Annotated in this window: 11 protein-coding genes; all 11 read left to right on the plus strand. The window is 44.6% G+C overall.

Translation table 11 applies throughout. The features are described from left to right. A partial coding sequence (locus BC351_RS28615) for an RICIN domain-containing protein (protein WP_079417428.1) occupies positions 1 to 2,166 on the plus strand: 2,166 nt, incomplete at its 5' end. A 104-nt stretch (positions 2,167 to 2,270) separates the two neighbouring features. Beyond that, entirely contained in the window at positions 2,271 to 5,426 is a 3,156-nt protein-coding gene (locus BC351_RS28620) for a glycosyl hydrolase family 95 catalytic domain-containing protein (RefSeq protein ID WP_158082257.1), read from the plus strand. 230 nt (positions 5,427 to 5,656) lie between these two features. Further along, on the plus strand, positions 5,657 to 6,472 hold the full coding sequence (phnX, locus tag BC351_RS28625) for a phosphonoacetaldehyde hydrolase (protein WP_425270948.1): 816 nt from the start codon (positions 5,657 to 5,659) through the stop codon (positions 6,470 to 6,472). Continuing rightward, positions 6,469 to 7,608 (plus strand): phosphonoacetaldehyde reductase, encoded by a 1,140-nt coding sequence (locus BC351_RS28630; protein ID WP_079417434.1) that lies wholly within the window; start codon positions 6,469 to 6,471, stop codon positions 7,606 to 7,608. Before phnX ends, BC351_RS28630 begins: the two co-directional genes overlap by 4 nt. Positions 7,609 to 7,651: 43 nt before the next feature. Then, positions 7,652 to 8,713: a phosphate/phosphite/phosphonate ABC transporter substrate-binding protein gene (locus BC351_RS28635; RefSeq protein WP_079417436.1), complete on the plus strand. Its 1,062-nt coding sequence runs from the start codon at positions 7,652 to 7,654 to the stop codon at positions 8,711 to 8,713. Between the two features lie 41 nt (positions 8,714 to 8,754). After that, entirely contained in the window at positions 8,755 to 9,555 is an 801-nt protein-coding gene (gene phnC / locus BC351_RS28640) for a phosphonate ABC transporter ATP-binding protein (protein WP_079417438.1), read from the plus strand. Next, positions 9,545 to 10,330, plus strand: a complete 786-nt coding sequence (locus BC351_RS28645) for a PhnE/PtxC family ABC transporter permease (protein WP_079417440.1) — start codon at positions 9,545 to 9,547, stop codon at positions 10,328 to 10,330. Before phnC ends, BC351_RS28645 begins: the two co-directional genes overlap by 11 nt. Position 10,331: 1 nt before the next feature. Further along, on the plus strand, positions 10,332 to 11,153 hold the full coding sequence (locus tag BC351_RS28650) for a PhnE/PtxC family ABC transporter permease (protein ID WP_079417442.1): 822 nt from the start codon (positions 10,332 to 10,334) through the stop codon (positions 11,151 to 11,153). Positions 11,154 to 11,322: 169 nt separating this feature from the next. Next, positions 11,323 to 13,689, plus strand: coding sequence for an AraC family transcriptional regulator (locus BC351_RS28655; RefSeq protein WP_158082258.1), 2,367 nt, complete (start codon positions 11,323 to 11,325; stop codon positions 13,687 to 13,689). Positions 13,690 to 14,209: 520 nt separating this feature from the next. Further along, positions 14,210 to 15,829 (plus strand): extracellular solute-binding protein, encoded by a 1,620-nt coding sequence (locus BC351_RS28660; protein ID WP_079417446.1) that lies wholly within the window; start codon positions 14,210 to 14,212, stop codon positions 15,827 to 15,829. A 46-nt stretch (positions 15,830 to 15,875) separates the two neighbouring features. After that, a complete protein-coding gene (locus tag BC351_RS28665; RefSeq protein WP_079417448.1) occupies positions 15,876 to 16,790 on the plus strand; it encodes an ABC transporter permease in 915 nt (304 codons plus the stop codon).

A 16,790-nucleotide genomic window follows, 5' to 3' on the forward strand; every position in this document is an offset into this window, starting at 1 on the left:
AATACCCAGGAAGGCTCTTCGGTTATTCAAGGATCGGATGCCAGCATGGACGAAGCCAAATGGGAAATTACGAATCTGGACGGCAATTACTATAAAATTATCAACAAGAACAGCGGCAAAGCGTTAAGCGTTAAAGACGCTGCCATTACGAACAATGCTACCGTTGTTCAAAATACGTATACATCCGGGGATGTTGCAAATGATGAGTGGTTGCTAACGGACGCAGGATCCGGATACTACGGGCTAATTAACCGAAACAGCGGGAAAGCGCTCAATATTTCAGGGGCGAGTCAAATAGCTGGGACTACGTTGACCCAATCGACAATTGAACCTAGCGATTCGCAGAAATTTATGATCAAACAAGTGTTTGCTCCGACTTATAAATTTGTTGTCGCCCATTCGGGAATGGTGATGGATGTGGCGGAAAACAGTTTGAGCGATCGCGCGCTGGTTATTCAAAATCCTTATTCAGGCTCGCCCAGTCAGCTTTGGAACGTAGTTAAATTAGACGGAGGATATGTCAAGATTATTAACCAAAACAGCGGTAAAGCGCTTGCCGTTTGGGGCAATTCTATGTCCGATGGAGCCACAATTATCCAAAGGTCTTACAAGGCAGGGGATACAGCTGATGATGAATGGCAGTTGGCTGACCTCGGCGGCGGACATTATCAGGTCTTGAACCGCAATAGCGGCAAGGAGATCAGTATACCCGGCTCATCGACAAAGAATGCAACCCCATTTATTCAGTCAACCGTAGATAACGGGGATAACTCCAAACTTCAAGTCATCCTGGTTCCCAATGGCGAAACAGGGATTACATTGCCTAATTTCTTCACGACAAATATGGTCCTGCAACGGGGCAAAAACCATGTCATTTGGGGAAAAGGAATTGCGGGGACAACACTTACCGTTAGTTTGACAAATGGAAGTTCCCTGTCACAACAGAACACAGTGGTTGACGCAGGCGGGAATTGGACAACCTCTTTATCCCCGCTGCCTGCAGGAGGGCCATACACGCTTACAATTGCAGGCAGCGGCTATACAAAGACGATTACCGGCGTATATGTGGGCGACGTGTTCGTGCTTGCTGGACAGTCCAACATGGAGTGGAGCTATTCCCATTCGCCCGCGTCTGCGCCATACGTCCCTCCCCTGCCCACAAACCCAATGATTAAACACTTCTCGCTAGCTTTCATCGATGCAAGCCAAGCTCGTTTCAATGTTCCATTTAGATACAGCAGCAACTCGTGGTTAACCTTATCCGAGGATAATAACAAGAACTTGTCTTTGGTCGGCCTATTTTTTGCAGAACAAATGCTGCAAGAAAATCCGAACGTCCCCATCGGGCTTATGTCGGTTTCCTGGGGCGGCACCGATATAGCGAGATGGATTCGCAGCGCGCCGGAAAACAACTCGCCGAACTTCACGGCAAATAATGGAGGCATTTATAATAACCATATAGCCCCGATAACCAAGTATAAAATAGCCGGAGTTTTGTGGTATCAAGGGGAGAGTGACGCCTCCCGAGGAACTAATTATACGGAAGCATTCCCTACGTTGATCAATGATTTTCGGAACCAATGGGGCCAAGCCGACCTGCCCTTCTTCTATGCGCAGTTGGCACGTTTCAAAACCTCGGATTTCACGGCTGTGCGTGAAGCTCAACGTCTTACGTTGACGAATGTAACGAATCCATCTCAAATCGGTATGGTCGTTACATTAGATACTGACCTAGGTTTTTCTAACAACATTCATCCGCCCGGCAAAGATGTGATCGGCAAGCGGATGTCTTTGTTGGCAAAAAATATGATCCTGGGTCAGTCCTCGGTTGTGTTCACAGGTCCGTTATTCAAAAACGCAACCATAAACGGCAACAAAATGATTGTTGCATTTGAAGCGAACTCACTCGGCGGCGGCCTCATAGTCAAGGACGTATATGGAAATACGAGCGGCGGCGCCCTGCAAGAGTTCGAGATTGCGGGTTCGGATGGGATCTTTAAATTGGCCACAGCGACGATCAATAGTACAAATAACACCATCGAGGTAACATCAGCTTCCGTTCCATCTCCCGTCTATGTCCGTTATGCGTACAAAATGGTACCTCAAAATCCTAATTTGTTCAATCAGGCGGGACTTCCGGCAAGTCCGTTTACAACGAAGCATTAACGGCCGAAAGCCGTTAATCGCTTGTCAAGTCGAGCCTTTTGATGTGAATAGCATTTGATATGCTGTTCACTGATGACGCAAGAAACATAAAAGGAGGAGATGTTATGAAAAAAGTAGGTTTAATAAGCATACTTGTTAGTTCTCTTCTTGTAACAAGCTTGATTTCAGTTGAGACGTCTAATCAAGCTCATGCCAATGCAGGGAGTACAGCACTGCCTGTCCAAAAAACAGGAAATTGGGATGATTTGAAAATCAATTGGACAACGCCGGCCAGCGGGACTGATTTTAACGGAGCACCTGTCGGGAATGGTTACTTCGGAGCTAAAGTTTCAGGAGGTGTGGATAGCGAAATTCTCCAACTTAGCGACAAAACGTTTCATTCCGGCGAACCTTTCAACGGTTATAATCCAAATCGTAAAACAGCGCTGGATGCTACAAGAAGTTTGCTTGCTCAAGCTGATACGGCAACGACAGTAACGTATCGCGAGGAAAAATTGAAGTTAGCTGAGACGGTGGCAAAGGGGATGTGGGGACCGAGTCCCACATATTATGCTAATTTTTTGCCAATTGGAAGAATCGTCCTGGATGTCCCAAACACGACGGGATTTACGGACTATAATCGAGAACTTCATTTGGATAAGGCGATGGTAACAACAAAGTATAAAGTGGGAAACACGACTTATACGCGTGAAGTTTTTGCCAGTAATCCAGATCGCGTTATGGTCATACGCATGACCAATGACAGGGGCCAGCCGATGAGTATGACGGCCAAGATGACGCTGCCAGCGGAAATGAACACACACGGAACGGTATCTTCATCTGGCAATGAGATCCAGATGTCAGGAACGGCCCCTTACGATTACGACGCAACTCAGTGGCAGAATGGCAGAGGCATGACGTTCGACGCTCGTCTTCGCGCCAGAACGACGGGAGGAACGATAACAGCAGCAGGAGGTAATTTGAACATTTCAGGCGCTACGGTTATTGAACTCCTGTATGTCGACGCGACAAGTTACAAGGATCCGTTCACCAATCCGAACCCAAGTCAAGGCGGCAATGATCCTGCTCCGATCGTAACGGCTATTATGAACGCGGCTTTTGCCAAAACCTATACCCAACTCCTGAATGCGCATCAAGCCGATTATCGGAGTTTGTTTCGCAGGCTGTGGACAGAAGTAAACGGTAACTCAGGCGCTTCCAGACCCTACACGCTGACCTACCAGTACGCCCGTTATACTACGATTGCTGCTTCCAGGGCGAGTACATTTGACCGTCCTCAAAACGGGAATGGTATGTGGCATTACGCTTGGAAGCCTCTCTTTAACGGGGCGCATTGGTTTAATGAGAACGTAGAAAAAACGTATGCGTTAATTGAGACAGGAAATCTTTCTGAAAGTGGAGATCCACTTTGGAAGTATATCAAAAATTTAGCCATTAACGGAGCGAACGCTGCACAAATCGAATACGGCTCTGATGGGTGGATGGTGCCGCACGCATCCGATGTTTGGGCACAAACACACCTTTCAAGCGGGGGCAATGAATGGGCAATTTGGACAACGGGCGGCATGTGGCTCATGTTTAATATGTATGATCATTATCGGTTCACGCAAGACAAGTCCTTTCTTCGTGATAAGGCTTTCCCTCTTATGAAGGGTTCGGCAGAATTTGTATTGGATTTACTTGTTACAAACAAGGACGGCTATCTCGTTACATCGCCTTCTACTTCACCCGAAGCGAAGTATGCACTATCGGATGGAACCAAGATTGCAGTCAGTCAAGGTTCGACGATCGATATGACGTTAGTTCGAGAGTTGTTTGAAAATGTTCTCGAAGCAGGGGGGATATTGGAGGCCGATTCTCCTGCGGATGTTGATTTGCTGGATCGTGTTCGAACGGCCTTGCCAAAACTGCTACCCTATCAAATTGGAACTAGCGGCGAAATCAAGGAATGGAACAATGACTACGTTAACTCTTATCAAAGCCACCGCCATGCCTCCCATTTAATTGGCGTCGGTTTTCTTGACCAGATCACGAAGAGGGGCACTCCGAATCTATTTAATGCAACTAAAGTTTCACTGACCATGCGCGGATCGGGTGGATACCATCCAGATAGCGCGTACATGTGGGCGCGTCTGAATGATGGGAATCAAGCTGTTTCCCTTGCAGACGTTTATCCGACAGGTCAATGGGTGAACGAATATCTAGTGAGAGCCGCCTATTATCCAGAACTGTTTGTGCAAAGTCATACTGGAGAAATTGAACTTCTTCCTTCGCTGCCTTCAGCCTGGACCAGTGGAGAAATAACGGGTGTGAAAGCGAGAGGCGGATATGAGCTCAGCATGAAATGGGCGAACGGTCAGCTCGTATCCGCTCAAATCGATTCCCCGACTGGTACGGTACCTGTAATTCGGTACGGTAATCAACTTCTGAATCCGTTTACGGATTCCCGGATTACATTCGTTCGTGGGAATAGTCAATCTGCGTTCAACCAGATTGAAGCAGAGAACTATGACAGCCAATCAGGCCTCCAGCTTGAGACTGCCTTAGATAAAGGCACAGGTTATCATCTCGCATCGATTGACAATAACGACTACACCGCCTACAACAATGTTGATTTTGGAAGCGGCGCCGTGTCATTTTCAGCCAGGGTGGCAAGCAACGGACCCGGAGGGAGCATTGAGGTCCGTTTGGGGAGTGTAGCGGGTACGCTGGCAGGCACTTGTACGGTTCCGTCTACAGCAGGATGGCAAGCGTGGCAAACCGTTAGTTGCGGAGTAACGGGCGCCGCTGGCGTGCAGAACGTATTCCTCGTTTACAAGGGAGCTGGCGGCCCTCTTTTTAATCTGAACTGGTTCCAATTTAAGCAGTCTTCGACCGTAAAGCTGGACGACAGGGATAGCCGTATCACGCACAGCGGCACATGGACGAACTATAACAAGGCTAATGATTACCTGGGTACGGAGAAATACACAGGAATAGCTGGAAACTACGCAGAGTTAACATTTACGGGCACCTCCATCAAGTTTATTAGCATGAAGCAGGGAAATATGGGCCTAGTGGATGTGTATTTGGACGGAGTGCTTGATCAAAGCAATATTGATTTGTATTCACCAGTAGGGATTGGTCAAGTAATCGCTTATTCGAAGACGGGGCTATCGAACGCGTCGCATACGATAAAAATCGTGAACAAAGGTACGAAGAATCCTTCTTCCTCTGGAACGATTACTGCAATAGATGCTTTTGAATATACAGCAAGCTGATGCATAGTCCTTAGTCCGTGAGGATAGGGCGAAGTCAATTTCCCTAATATTTCGTTCAAAAACGCAAGCTTATTATAGCTTGCGTTTTTATTTTGTTTTCCCAGTGTAAAAAACAGCATATAACAGCATATTTATGTTAATAATGCGTAAATTATCGCAAAAAGTATTGCTTGTTTGCGTTATTTTCATCTATAATTGGAACTATCACAGCTAGCAAGAAATGAGGAGTCATGATGATTTATCAGGAACGCATAAAGGCGGTTATTTTCGATTGGGCCGGAACCGTAATTGATTATGGTTGCTTCGCGCCTATGCATGCATTTATTCAAACTTTTGAAGAAGCGGGGGTGCCGATCACGATTCGGGAAGCAAGAATTCCAATGGGGCTTCTGAAATGGGATCATATTCAAGCTATTCTGGAGATGGAAAGAGTAAAGGGGGCATGGATAGAGGCGTTCGGTACGCAAGCCGTCAAGGAGGATATTGATCGTCTCTATGTTCGATTCGAAGCGATATTGATGGAAACGTTGAAAACTTATACGGATCCTATTCCGGGTGCTTTGGAAACGGTGGAACTGCTTCGTGATGCGGGGCTTGCCATCGGATCGACGACCGGCTATACCTCAGGCATGATGGCGGTTATCGTACCGGAAGCAAAGCGGAAGGGATATTCACCAGATTGCATGATTGCATCGGATGAAGTGAGGGCTGGCAGGCCTTATCCGTATATGATATTCCAGAACCTAGTGGAGCTTGGTATTTTTCCTCCGAAATCCGTCATCAAGGTTGGAGATACGGTGTCCGACATTCATGAAGGCAGGAATGCAGGGGTATGGACGGTTGCTATCATACTCGGAAGTAGTGAATTAGGTTTAACACAGGCTGAGGTTGAGAACTTGCATCACGATGAACTTGCAGAGCGAATGAACCAAACGAGACTAACATTTGAGCGAGCAGGAGCAGACTATATTATCGGCTCAATCACGCAGCTTCCACTGGTCATTGAAGAGCTTGAAAGAAGCGGCTTGGAACGGGGAATGCGATGAACCAATTCTATAATCCAGTAGCTGTATCCTTAGGAGCAGAATCGGCGGAAGCATTCGCTGAGTTGTTTAACAAACGTTATGCAGATGTCAAGAGAGTATTGTTGCTTACAAGAGGAGCGGGTGTGGAACAGAGTGATTGTTTACAGCCTGTCTTGAACGCAATCTCCAAGAAGGAAACTTTATTGATTGAAGTGACCTTGAACAATCCCAATGTGGCAGATATCTTCAAGCTGAAACAGCAGATTGAGCCTTTCCAGTATGAACTTATTGTGGCTATTGGCGGAGGCAGTGTCATGGATGCAGCCAAAGTCTTGTCGGCTTTGCAGCACAAGACGTTTCAAACAGCAGCCGAAGTTCGAGAAGCGATTACAAGTGAGCGTTACCGTGAGGAGCCGGATTTTACGCCGTGGATCGGGATACCGACGACATCGGGTACGGGTTCAGAGGTCACATGCTGGGCAACCGTATGGGACGAAGAAAACGGAAGCAAATATTCGGTTTCCGATGAGAGGCTGTATGCTCGCGCAGCTCTGATTCTTCCGGAGTTGACGGTTACGATGCCGCTGCGTTTAAGTGTTGCTACCGCACTGGATGCAATGTGCCATGCAACGGAAGCGTATTGGTCCGTTCATACCAACACAATTACCCGTGCTTATTCGCTGCAAGCGATCGAACGAATTCGACAGACGCTTCCTTTGTTACTCGAGCGGCCAGATAATGTGGCATGGAGAGAGCAGTTGTCTTTGGCAAGTCTGCTGGCCGGATTGGCATTCAGCAATACGAGAACGACGGCCTGCCATTCCATATCTTATCCGCTTACGATGCTTTATGGCATCGACCATGGCATCGCCGCCAGCATCACATTAACTACGGTTTTGAGACATAATCTGGATGCATTAATAGAACCGGATAAATTATTCCGTGCATTTGGAGCAGCGGACGTGAACGAAGTGGACAATCTCATTCAAAGTATTTATAACATATACGGTTTGTCGAGTAGTCTTAGCTCATATGGCGTTACAGTTGAAGGCATCCGCGAGGTTGTGTCTCACTCGTATACGAAGGGGAGAATGGATAATAATCCAGTTGAAATATCCCCAGAAGAACTTGAACGTATGCTAGTTTCGTTATTATAGGATAGCTATTTTTATCAAAAACAATTAGGGAGGCATTTTGATTATGAAAAAGAAGATGTTAACGCTCATGATTTCCTTATCTTTGGTTGCTGTAACAGCAGGTTGCGGTACGAAAGCCGGTGAAGCACAGAATGGCACACAAGCGGTTAAGAGCAAAGATACCATTACTATCGCTTGGTACCCCAATGAATCCGGTGCAGAAATGAAAAATTCTCGGGAAGAAATAGGGAAAGTTGTTGCAGCTGCAACTGGAAAAAAGGTAGAGCACAAAACGACGACTGATTACACGATCGCTATCGAAGCCATTGCCAGCGGCAGTGCGGATATTGTTTATATGGGAGCGCAAGGTTATGTCGAAGCGAATGCCAAGAATAAGAAAGTGCAACCGCTAGTCGTTCAGAGCGGGGAGTCCGGAACGCTGGATGATGCTGTTTATAATAGCTGGCTAAACGTGCGCAAAGGCGATGGCGATGCCTATAAAGTCGGCAGCATCTATTCCATTGAGAATATTGCCGGCAAGAAGTTTTCGTTCGTATCCAACTCCTCTACTTCCGGCTTCAAAATTCCTTCTGGCAGAATCCTTACCTTCTTTAACAAAAAAGATAAGTATAAGAATTTGACCGTGGATGATTTGATTCTAGGCGGCAAGGATAAGTTCTTTAGCGATGTGCTTTTTGGAGGAACACACCAAGGTTCCGCTGTTAATTTATTGACGGGCAAGGCTGACGTAGCTGCTTTCTGCGATACTTGCGTGGCTAACTATATCGAGCTCAGCTCAGGGAAGGCGAACATGCCTGGTGCGGTATATAAAGTAAAGCAAGGGGCAGCAGAACCGTTCAATACACTGGTTGGCAAAGAATTCGAGGTCATTTCCGTTACGCCAGTACTGAATCAACCATTTGTCATTAACACAGGTACGGTAAGCGCAGAGGACACGAAGAAATTAAAGGATGCATTTACAGCTGATGCGGTAAAGAACAACCCTCTGATTTTCCTGCCCAAAGATTCGAAGGATTCAGGTATGTTCAAGCAAAAGACTGGCAAAGAAAAGTTTCTTACCGTGGATGATGCGTTTTTCAATCCAATCAGGACGCTCTACAACTAAATGGTAAAATAACGTGTAAAACCGATTAAGGAGCAGCCACAATGCTATTGGAATTCAAGCAGGTATCCAAGCAGTATGGTACGGATACCAAAGCGTTAACAAATGTTAATTTCGCTGTGAGTGAAGGCGAGTTTGTGTCGATTATCGGTCCCTCAGGGGCCGGTAAGTCTACACTGCTTCGCTGTATTAACCGTATGATTGATGCAAGCAGTGGAGAAATTCTATTTCATGGCGTCGATATGTTGGCAAGTAAGAAGAGCGAATTGAAACGGCTGAGAACTCAGATGGGAATGGTATTCCAACATTATAATTTAGTGGATAGACTGTCTGTCATCGAAAATGTTTTGCACGGGCGTCTTGGTTATAAGTCGACACTGGAAGGGGTTCTCGGGCTTTACTCCAAGGAGGAGAAGCATCAAGCCTTTACCATTTTGAGAACTCTCGGACTAGAAGAGCAGGTTTATAAGCGGTGTGATCAACTGAGCGGTGGGCAGAAGCAGAGGGTTGGGATTGCCAGAGCGCTTGTGCAAAATCCGAAAATGCTGCTTTGCGATGAGCCGATTGCTTCCCTAGATCCTAACGCCTCCAAGGTAATCATGGATCATTTGCGCAATATTTCTACCACGATGGGCATCACGGTTATCGTTAACCTGCATCAAGTGGATACAGCGCTGAAATACTCAGATCGGATACTTGGTGTGAACAAGGGAACGATCGTTTATGACGGTCATCCGAGCGGGATCAACCGCGAGCAGCTAGGCAGAATTTACGGTTCAGAGTTTCATGAGCATCAAGAGGAGTTGGAGGAGCTAGAAGAGCTGGAGGGCAGTTATGCAACATAATTTCTTTGCCAGAAAGCGAATGAAAACGCTGTTATACTGCGCTTTCTTGCTTGCCATAACACTAATCGCCATACTCATAACGAATTATAACGTCATTAAAGGCTTCACTTCTATACCTAAGGCGGCCGAATGGGCATTCAACAATTTTTATCCGAACGAAAAGTCTTTGAAACGGCTTCCTGTTATTATCAGCAGTCTCTCCGAGACGGTACTTGTATCTATTGCGGCAACCGCCGTGGCAGCCTTGTTTGCCTTGATGTTCGCTATTGCAGGCTCCCATACGACTGGAGCGGGTGGCGTGTTCAGTTTTGTAAGTCGATCGATCGCGACAGTGTTTCGCAACATTGATGTTTCCGCATGGTCGATGATATTGCTAATTTCTTTTGGTCAAAATGTGCTGACCGGATACTTCGCACTATTCTTTGGCTCCTTCGGCTTTTTGACCCGCGCCTTCACGGAGTCGATTGACGAAGTAAGCGGCAGCTCTGTAGAAGCATTAAGATCTACGGGAGCGGGCTATTTTTCCATCATTTCTCAATCCGTGATTCCAGCTTGTATTCCACAGTTGATCAGTTGGATTTTGTTCATGATGGAAACGAACATCCGTCAGGCCACTTTAATAGGCATTTTGACCGGCACGGGTATTGGTTTTCTTTTCAGCTTGTATTACAAAAGTCTTAATTTCAGTGCTGCATCCTTAATCGTCCTTGTTCTCGTCCTTGCTATCTTTTTCATAGAAACGGTTTCCACCCATATCAGGAAGGTGATTTTGTAAAATGGAAATGACCATGGACGAACTGGAAAGAAAGAGGCCGTTCAACAAACAAAAGATGGTGATCCGGCTGACTTTGGTGTCAATCGCAGTATTGACGCTATTCGCATTCGCAACTTTTGACTATAAGGAAATTCAGTTTCTAGATGCTGTCATATCGACAGCCCATACGCTTAAAACCATGTTCTTTCAGCCGCTCTTCAAACACATTACCTTTATCGAGGCGGTTACCTATTTGTTCATGACCTTGGGATTGGCATTTCTGACGACGTTGTTCGGCGCTGTCATTGCGTTGGTGCTGGGGTTAATGGCCGCTACCAATCTATCCAATCCTACACTTTCCATCGCAGTTAAAGGTGTAGTTGCTTTTATTAGAGCGGTTCCAACTGTCTTATGGGTATTGATTTTTGCCGTTGCTGCGGGATTGGGCAGTGTGGCTGCAGTCATTGGCATGACGTTCCATTCTGTCAGTTATCTCGTGAAAACATATTCGGAATCTTTCGAGGAGTTAGATAAAGGGGTCATCGAAGCATTAAGAGCAAGCGGCGCTAATTGGGTTCAAATTGTATTCCAAGCCGTTCTGCCGTCGTCGATCACTTATTTGATTTCATGGACGTTTATGCGATTTGAGATAAACTTCTCCGTAGCGCTGGCCATGGGTGCAGCAGCTGGAGCTGGAGGGATTGGGTTTGATATGTTTATGGCCAGCTCCTATTATTATGATGTGAGGGAAATCGGAGCTATTACATATCTCATTCTGACTTTTGCCATCCTGCTTGAGCTAATAGCTGGAAGAATCAAGAAGAAATTAAGGGTTCAAAAGTGAATATGTGCATACACGTCATAAGATAAAACCGTCAGGGAATCCCCTGGCGGTTTTTCTACCAATTCAACGTTGTTACATGAAGATTAATATTCGCTCTATTCAAATCAAGATGTGGTAGTGTACCATGAAGCTACACATTTTTTCTTGTTTGGGATTGGAGGCTCACATCGTGCTAAACAGTATTTGGATGAAAAGACGAAGTGTTATCTTAACCTGGCTATTTTCTTATGTTGCCATTTTGTTTCTGCCGATTCTAATTGGTGTCTTTGTCTATCGTGAATCCAACGCGGCTCTGGAGGATGAAATACATAGAGCTAATGATGCATTGTTGAAACAAGTTCGTGAAATTATGGACAATGAATTTGAAAGTGTTTTAAGACTGAATACAGAGATTACCTGGAATACCAAAGTCCAAGATCTCATGTATGCGAATAAATTGGGCCGGGATGACTACCCGTATTCCTTGTATCAAGTGGCGATGGATTTTAAACTGTACAAAACTTTCTATCCGCAAATTACTGGCTTCTATGTTTATTACACGCCGGGTGATACCGGTCTAATGCCAGGGGTAGTACGAAGCGGCAAGGATGTGTATGAGGAAGTCCATAACAACCCGGATTTCAGCTATGAAGACTGGATGTCCATGATAACTTCGAAAAAAGCGCCGGCTTTTGTTCCAATGGCATACAGAGGGGTGAACGGCAGCACGCATCAGTCCATTGCTCATATTAGTTATTTTACATCGGACCTTGACACAAAGCCTGAGGGAGCGGTCGTAATTCTTGTCGACGGTTCGAAGTTATTAACGGCTCTTCAGAACGTTCAAATGTTCAATGGGGGCGAAGTGCTGGTATTAAATAATGAGAACCAGATTCTTTTATCCTCTTTGGAAACTAATCAGCATCCGGTATTAACGAATCGGGTTCTTTCTGAAGATCAAGGCTTCTTCCATGAAACTTACAATGGACAAGACTCCGTGTTTTACTATATTGCTTCCCAAAAAACCAATCTTAAATTTGTGACCATAATGCCTAGCGCGGTAGTATGGCAAAAAGCAATTAATGTGAGGTGGATTACTTACATTAGCATCATTTTGAGTATTCTCGGAGGCAGTTTGTTAACCTTCTTCTTCTTGAAAAAGAACTACAACCCGATTAAACAATTAATTCATACCTTCACAGATGAGTCGGCGGATCGACGACATGACGGGAGTAACGAATTTCAATTTATTCAGAACATGATCTCCCATACTGTAAATGAAAAGGAGCAAGTTAAGGTCCGTCTCAAGCAGCAAAATTATTTGCTGCGATCTAATTTTATGACCCGATTATTAAAAGGCAGGTTAGACAACCAAATTCCGATCGAGGATGCGCTGCCTGCTTTCGAGATGCATTTTGACAGTGAACAGTATGCTGTTCTTTTACTTTATCTAGAAACAAATGATCAGTTTTTTGCGAGCATCGAAGGAAAGAGTGGCAATGAAAAGGCCAAACTGCTTCAGTTTATCGTTGCAAATGTTGTTGAGGAGATCATGAACGCCAGGCATATTGGGTATATGACGGAGATCGATGACATGCTTGCCTGCATCATTAATTTCCGCAACACGGGGCAGGCGGGCAGCTTGACTGAACTTCGTCAGATGGCAAGCGAAGCGCAGAAATTTTTGAAAAATAAATTTCAAATCGAACTTACGGTTTCGATCAGCAATATTCACACTTCCATTGTCGATCTTCCGATTGCCTACAAAGAGTCCGTTGACGCGATGGAGTATAAGCTAATTATGGGCAGAAAAGAAATTATTTCTTTTCATGAAATTCAGAATGAAGCGCTGGGCGAAATCCCTCAAGGCTATTATTACCCGCTGCAGGTGGAACAGCAGCTCATTAATTTTTTGAAAATTGGCGAATATGACAGGGCCAAGGAAACGTTGGATAATATCGTGGACAGGAATTTGAAGATTAACCAGATTTCGTTGCCGTTGGCTCGCTGCCTAATGTTTGATTTGGTAAGTACGATGCTGAAGGCGCTTCATGAAATGGGCGATACACAGGAAGAATCGTCTGGCGGCAGTTTGAAAGAGATTGAGAAGCTGACAGCATGCGAAACCATGCAGGATATGCATGAACAGCTCACAGAAATGCTGAAAGAAGTATGCAGCAACAACTTGGCCAAAAGAAAATCAACGCTGACTCAAATCAGACATCAGGATCTGCAGACATTAACGCAAAACATCGTACGTTTTATTGAAGAAAATTATAAAGACGCGGATATGAATATCTCCATGATCGGTCTGCGGTTTGATATGAAATCAACCTATTTATCCAAATTATTTAGAGAGCAAACAGGAGAAGTGCTTCTCGATTACATGAATAAGGTTCGTATTGTGAAAGCTAAGGAATTGATTGAAAGTCAGAATATCACTATGAATGAGATATCCAGTCTTGTCGGTTTCAGCGATGTCAACGCATTGATCCGGATATTTAAGAAATATGAGGGGGTTACGCCCGGCAAATATAAAGAAATGTATTTAAAATAACTAAAAAGGCTGCTGCAAAGCGGTCTTTTTTTATTCGAAATTTAAGCGTTTTATATGTTTTGGAGTGAACACAGAGTTGATCCAGCTGCCTCGCGCGGACGTAAGGGAACTATGGTACGCTATTCTAGCCAAAAGTATCATTTTTGGGAGGTTGAGGGAACTACAGTACGCTATTTTGCTGTTTCATGGGAATTTCAACGCTTTTTGTGGAAATAAGACCCTGTAGTTCCGCTATTGCCCTCGCATCTCTACTTTTTGCCTAATTAGCGTCCCCTAGTTCCCTTACTAGGTTTTGCCGCTAAGAAGAGACTGATCTATCAGGGCGGCGATGCCGTTTTTCTTATTTTAGCTGCTGGAATGAAAAATTTAATATGCGATTGTACAAATTTCAGATCGATTTTATGTTTTTTTTGATGCCGTTGGAGGATTTTAAGATATTCAAATCGGGTTTACAAAAGCATAATAAAGAAGCGAAAGGAAATTGCGCGAAATTGTACACATTATAGGGAGGTAAAGACAGATGAAGAAGAAAGTGAAACTTATATCAAGCACCTTATCCATGATCATGCTAAGTACACTAACAATCGCATGCAGTGACAAAACGGATAAACAGCCAATATCGTCGTCCGTTCCAAGCGAACAAACGGCAGCTACGTATCCAATGAAAACAGACAAAACTCTATCGTTATGGACAGCGGATTACACCCCCATCTTACAGATTAAGCCGAGCGTGAAAGATATTCCTTTTTATCAGGAATGGCAGAAGAAGACTGGGATTCCCATCAATTTTTTGAATCCTGTTGCCGGTCAAGAGAAAGAGCAGATGAACGTCATGCTGGCTTCCGGCGATTTGCCGGACATGATTGAATATAATTGGAAGACGAACTTTCCGGGCGGCCCTGAAAAAGCGATTAAAGATGGAGTTGTTATGAAACTCAATGATGTCATTGATAAGTACGCTCCTAATCTGAAGAAGTATTTAAAAGAGCATCCTGAGGTCGATAAAATGGTGAAAACCGACAGCGGTAATTACTATGCCTTTCCGTTCGTTCGTGGAGATGAATCTCTGATGGTTTTCCAAGGGCCAATGCTGAGACAAGACTATTTAACTGAACTGGGCCTTCAAGTGCCGACCACGATAGACGAGTGGCATACGGTACTGAAAGCGTTTAAAGAGAAGAAAGGGATAGAGTCTCCTCTGACATTCCGAGGTCTAAATGATCTAAATAATGGAGCTTTCATAGGTGCCTACGGCATTAACCGCTCTTTCTATGTCGATAACGGCCAAGTGAAGTTTGGACCGGGACAGACTGCTTACAAGGATTTTCTTGTTACGATGCGTAAATGGTATGCCGAGGGGCTGCTTGATAAAAATATCGCTACTGTCGATATCAAAGCGCAAGACGCCAATATGACATCCGGTAAATCCGGTGCCTCGATCGGTGCTGCTGGAAGCGGAATGGGGAAATGGATAGGCGCTGTCCAAGGCAAAGATCCCAAATATAACCTCGTTGCTGCTCCATATCCCGTTCTGAACAAGGGTGATAAACCAAAATTCGGTCAAAAGAGCTTTGCATTTGGCTCGGAGCCTAGTGGAATGATTGCGATCACGGGAACAAGCAAGAATGTAGAGCTTGCCGCTAAATTCCTCGACTACGGCTATAGTGAAGAAGGACATAATTTCTTTAACTTTGGCACCGAGGGAGTCAGCTACAAAATGGAAAATGGATATCCGAAATACACGGATTTGATTATGAACAACCCTGAGAAGCTATCCCTTGCGCAAGCGATGGGCCTCTACATCAGAGGAAATACAAGCGGTCCATTCGTTCAGGATATTCGATATCTCGAGCAGTACTATACGATGAAGCAGCAAAAAGACGCTATCGTCGCTTGGCAAGATACAGATGCTTCGAAGTATATGCTTCCTCCAGTTACGGCTTCACCGCAAGAAAGTACGGAATTGGCTAAAATTATGAACGAAGTGAATGCTTTGGTGGATGAAACATCGCTTAAAATTATTCTTGGAGCTTCACCGGTCGAAGAATTCGACAAGTACTTGTCGAAGCTGCAAACGTTGAATATTAACAGAGCGATTGAAATCCAAAAAGCTGCTTTGGATCGATACAACAAGCGATGAATGAGTTGTGACAAACAGATCTTACAATTTGAAAGAAGGAAACCTTATGACTGCTAAGAAAGATCTATTCGTGAAGGATTTTCTTCTGAATAAATCCTTATATCTGATGATGCTTCCAGTCCTTGTTTACTATGCTGTCTTTCATTATGCACCTATGTATGGAGCCATTATTGCTTTTAAGGACTACTCTCCAATGAAAGGAATCTTGGAAAGCGATTGGGTTGGCTTGCAGAACTTCAAGGATTTTATGAACGGTTTTTATTTTTGGCGTATTCTTAAGAATACACTTGTCCTTAGTCTATATTCCATTCTGTTTGAGTTTCCAGCTCCGATCTTGTTAGCTTTATTCATGAATGAGTTGAAGAACAAATTGTTCGGCAGGTTTGTACAGTCGATTTCTTACATGCCTCATTTTATTTCAATGGTCGTCATTTGCGGAATCCTTACGGATTTCACCAATAGTGGCGGCGTGATTAACTCTCTCATGGCTAATTTTGGCGGTGACGGGCAGGCACTGCTGCAAAAGCCTGAGTATTTTCGTCCTATTTATGTTCTCTCTGAAATTTGGCAAAAAATTGGCTGGGAATCTATTATCTATATGGCCGCTTTAATGGGAATCGATCAAGAGCAATACGAAGCCGCCAAGATTGATGGAGCAGGCCGGTTGAAGCAGATGCTATACATTACATTGCCAGGGATAGCTCCTACGATCGCCATTATGTTCATTTTGAGGATGGGCAATTTGCTTAATGTCGGGTTTGAGAAAATTATTTTGCTGTATAATCCGGTTACTTACAGCACGGCTGATGTGATTTCGTCCTTCGTCTATCGCAAAGGTTTATTGGAATTTAACTGGGGCTTCAGTGCTTCTGTAGGACTATTCAACTCCGTGATTAACTTGATTTTATTAGTAACAGCTAACCAGATTAGCCGTAAAATCAGTAAAAACGGATTGTGGTAA

It is taken from the genome of Paenibacillus ferrarius, from assembly GCF_002027705.1.
GTDB classification, from domain to species: Bacteria; Bacillota; Bacilli; order Paenibacillales; family NBRC-103111; genus Paenibacillus_E; species Paenibacillus_E ferrarius.

Coding starts and splice junctions, on each gene's coding strand:
- BC351_RS28630 (WP_079417434.1), top strand. CDS start 6,469: ATGAACCAATTCTATAATCCAGTAGCTGTATCCTTAGGAGCAGAATCG.
- BC351_RS28650 (WP_079417442.1), top strand. CDS start 10,332: ATGGAAATGACCATGGACGAACTGGAAAGAAAGAGGCCGTTCAACAAA.
- BC351_RS28660 (WP_079417446.1), top strand. CDS start 14,210: ATGAAGAAGAAAGTGAAACTTATATCAAGCACCTTATCCATGATCATG.
- BC351_RS28665 (WP_079417448.1), top strand. CDS start 15,876: ATGACTGCTAAGAAAGATCTATTCGTGAAGGATTTTCTTCTGAATAAA.
- phnC (WP_079417438.1), top strand. CDS start 8,755: ATGCTATTGGAATTCAAGCAGGTATCCAAGCAGTATGGTACGGATACC.
- BC351_RS28620 (WP_158082257.1), top strand. CDS start 2,271: ATGAAAAAAGTAGGTTTAATAAGCATACTTGTTAGTTCTCTTCTTGTA.
- BC351_RS28635 (WP_079417436.1), top strand. CDS start 7,652: ATGAAAAAGAAGATGTTAACGCTCATGATTTCCTTATCTTTGGTTGCT.
- BC351_RS28645 (WP_079417440.1), top strand. CDS start 9,545: ATGCAACATAATTTCTTTGCCAGAAAGCGAATGAAAACGCTGTTATAC.
- phnX (WP_425270948.1), top strand. CDS start 5,657: ATGATGATTTATCAGGAACGCATAAAGGCGGTTATTTTCGATTGGGCC.